At 45.0% G+C, this 3,268-nt stretch carries 3 protein-coding genes; 1 reads left to right on the top strand and 2 read right to left on the bottom strand.

The features are described from left to right. Positions 1-202: 202 nt before the first annotated feature. The gene (locus MO867_RS21150) at positions 203-652 is read right to left on the bottom strand and encodes a hypothetical protein (protein ID WP_252472808.1); all 450 of its coding nucleotides are present in this window, start codon (positions 650-652) and stop codon (positions 203-205) included. Positions 653-656: 4 nt separating this feature from the next. Next, a complete protein-coding gene (locus MO867_RS21155) occupies positions 657-1,217 on the bottom strand; it encodes a TIGR02594 family protein (protein WP_252472811.1) in 561 nt (186 codons plus the stop codon). Between the two features lie 1,107 nt (positions 1,218-2,324). On the opposite strand from MO867_RS21155, the gene MO867_RS21160 reads away from it, so the two are divergent. Beyond that, entirely contained in the window at positions 2,325-3,005 is a 681-nt protein-coding gene (locus tag MO867_RS21160; RefSeq protein WP_252472812.1) for a reverse transcriptase domain-containing protein, read from the top strand. The last annotated feature ends 263 nt before the right edge of the window (positions 3,006-3,268 follow it).

The following is a 3,268-nucleotide window of genomic DNA, read 5'->3' on the forward strand; positions in this document are numbered from 1 at the left end:
CGACTACCAATAATCCACTAGCAAGAGCGGTTACACAGAATTATTTACACCCTCAAAATTGGACATTTTGGCGAAAACAATTTTTACTAAATCTTCCATGGTCAGGTATTGTTTTGATGTGAGAACCTTATTTTTCTCAGTATCTGGCCGTGATTCCTACCTATTTCGCCCCTTAAAACTGTCCGAAGTATTGATACTTAGCTTAACCGCAATGATTTTTATTTGTATCTGCCGAAGAATTTTCTTTTGCTGCTTTATGGGCAATCTTAATTAACTTTTTACTCACAGGAAATTCGGCCCCAACTCCAGGCCAATAGAGCTCCCCATTATCTTCGCAAAGACTAATTATTACTGGCTTAGTATCCAAAATAACATCTTCACCCGCCTCTACAATAAGTCTATAACTTATCTGACCTTGATAAACCCCTTTGATGGGCTCAAGCACCTCAGCGCTTAACTGGTAGGTATCACCCACGCCAGGTTTCGAGGACAGCTTGATAACCTGTGTATGTTGAACAACAGCAGTAAATGGCGTATTTAATATTGATTCTGATAAAAATTCTTGCTGGCTGTCAGGCTGATCAGAGCATGCTTGATTGGCCAAAAAAAGTAAAAGCAAAATAATGTATTTAGTAGTGGCTATGAGCTTCATATCCTTATGCCTCTGTGGTTACTACTGAAGCCGTTGAGGTATATATCGGTAATCGGCTATTTGATACATCAAAATTTGAAGGTACAACAAATGTTTCCCAAACACTGATGGGATATTGAGAAATGCTTACTTTATCATCTTGATTTCCACCTAAAATGAAAAGGTGCTTTCCTGCTGGACTTTTCCCTACAACAAATCCAACGTGCCCACCTCCCTTTCTGCTTTTTATTGCAATTGCTCCTTGTATTGGTTCGCCTATCGATTTACCAAATGCTTTCCATGATTTGGCTCTAAATGCATTTTTTACAGGAGTGTAACCATGCTCTTTCATTACCCAGGCTACGAAAGAAGCACACCACGCATTTTTACCACCAGAATCATCAGTTCCCCAAAACTTTGATGCCGAGAAATATTGGAGTATCCTTGGATTTGCCTTAACACCAGCTACCTCACTCTGATCCAGCTCCTTGTATGCGGTTCTCATCCAAGGAATAAAGCAAAAATTAGTTATATCTGTTTCAGGGGAGCCTGCACATTGTAGATGTGAGGAAGTTTGTTTAAGCATAGTATAATCCTTTACCTATATAATAGAGAAAATTTGTATATGAACTGGGAAGATCTGAGAATACATAAAATTACACTTAAAAATTATCACCCTGTGTAACTCAAGAAGATAGGCAGCCTGATAATTCTGAAACAATTATTGTTCTGTTTCGTTTAATTGTTTGCAAGTCAGTAAATTTCGCATAAAAGTATGGCTTTTCTATCCAATCTACATACCTTTATTCCAGTAGGCGAAGTATGTCAATACCTAGAGTTTCAATAATAAAGTGCCTAGCATCCCTTGTCCAATGTATGAATTCACTGCAGACATACTACAAATGTGAACTACTTCGCCATACTATTCTAGAAAGGCCACCTGAAGCCACCTTGCCTACGGGTAAGTTAAAATTCATTTTTAGGTTGTCCTTGCCATGCTATAAGCCAAATTTATCCCGTTCCAGCTGAGATACAACCATACCTTGCTCCAAGTAATTCTGGATACCCAGTGCGCCGAGATAAATCGGCAAAAGATTGGAGGTGGAAGCCCTCTACCCGGTAAGGCCTAGCACGCCGCTGGGACCCCGAGTCATGGGCGCTGTCCGGTAACGGCCAGGGTTAAGCGTTGACAGGGGAAGGTACAGGCTCAGTATTGAGCTCCGAAAACAAGATTTGAGATCGCCGACCTTGTTGGGTGATGGGGAAGGCAACAGAGGTAGATACGTTTCTTGCGAGTATCTACATCGGTCTCCGGAGTCAGTTGACCTGATGCATGTACTGATGTCTTTTGCGCGGAACTCGGGAGATCCTGTAAGCGATTCGTGCGTGTCCCGCATGGATCGGGCTCGGTGAAGCCAGTTAGGCAAAGATCGGACATCTACGCCTGCAGGAAGTCAGATAGATCCATAGTAGTGAAGAACCCGGTGAACAAAGTGCTAACTAATAAAGTGCCGCATGGCGGAGTCGGTGGAGCGAAGGGATCTAACGATAGGAAATGGCGTTCTGTGCCGGGCCTGACTGCGACTCAGAGCGCAGCCGCAGGGTCGTCGGGGCTGGAGCGTCTATACACACGCGCAAAAGCGCAGCGCAGAGAACGGTTTAATAACCTATTCCATCTTCTCACCCGCGATTGTTGGCCGAAGCTTATAAAAGTATCAGTCGCAAAGAAACTCGGGGTCTCGACGGAGAAAACTGGGGCGATTTCGGTACTAACCTACGGGAACGCACCCTGGATCTCCACGCACGCCTCCACCGCCAATGCTACCGTCCACAAGCGGTATGCCGTAAAGCCGACGGGAGCCAACGCCCCATCGGCATCACGGCAGTCGTAGATAAGGTAGTCCAGCAGGCTCTGGTCTGGATATTGGAGGCCATTTATGAGATGGACTTTCTCGGTTTCAGCTATGGTTTTCGGTCTGGCCGCAACCAGCATCGTGCGCTTGATGCGATTGCTGTCGCTATCGAGCAAAAGCCCGTGAGCTGGATATTGGATGCAGATATTAGCCAGTTCTTTGACACCATCGACCACGGCTGGCTACTGCGCTTTCTTGCGCACCGTATTGCCGATCGACGCCTACTGCACCTGATCGAACGTATCGTAAAGGCAGGGGTGGTGGACGATGGGCGCTTTACCAAGAGCAGGATCGGGACTCCACAGGGTGCAGTGATATCGCCGTTGCTGGCAAACATTTACCTGCACTATGTCTTGGACCTTTGGGCACATCAATGGCTACAACAATCCGCACGGGGAGCCTGTTACATAGTCCGTTATGCGGACGCTGGGAATTCACTCCAGTCCACTAGCTTCAAATAGTGATCCAGCAAAAAGGGTAGCCTTTTCGGTATATTCAAACGCTCACCGCCGACAAACGGAAGTAGATCTTTAATCTTTTCGGAAAAGCACGCAGGAAATTCCAATATAAATTGAAACTGGTAGTCGTTGACTGAAGTTTCCCTGGTCGGAAATATAAAAAATATAGGCACGAAAACAATCTTATTGGAATTTATTAGGTTTGTTTCAGTGTCAACACTTCGGACAGTTTCATACAGCTATAGCCCCATAGTCACTGTACTGCT

The sequence above is a fragment of the Microbulbifer okhotskensis genome, from assembly GCF_023895975.1.
GTDB classification, from domain to species: Bacteria; Pseudomonadota; Gammaproteobacteria; order Pseudomonadales; family Cellvibrionaceae; genus Microbulbifer; species Microbulbifer okhotskensis.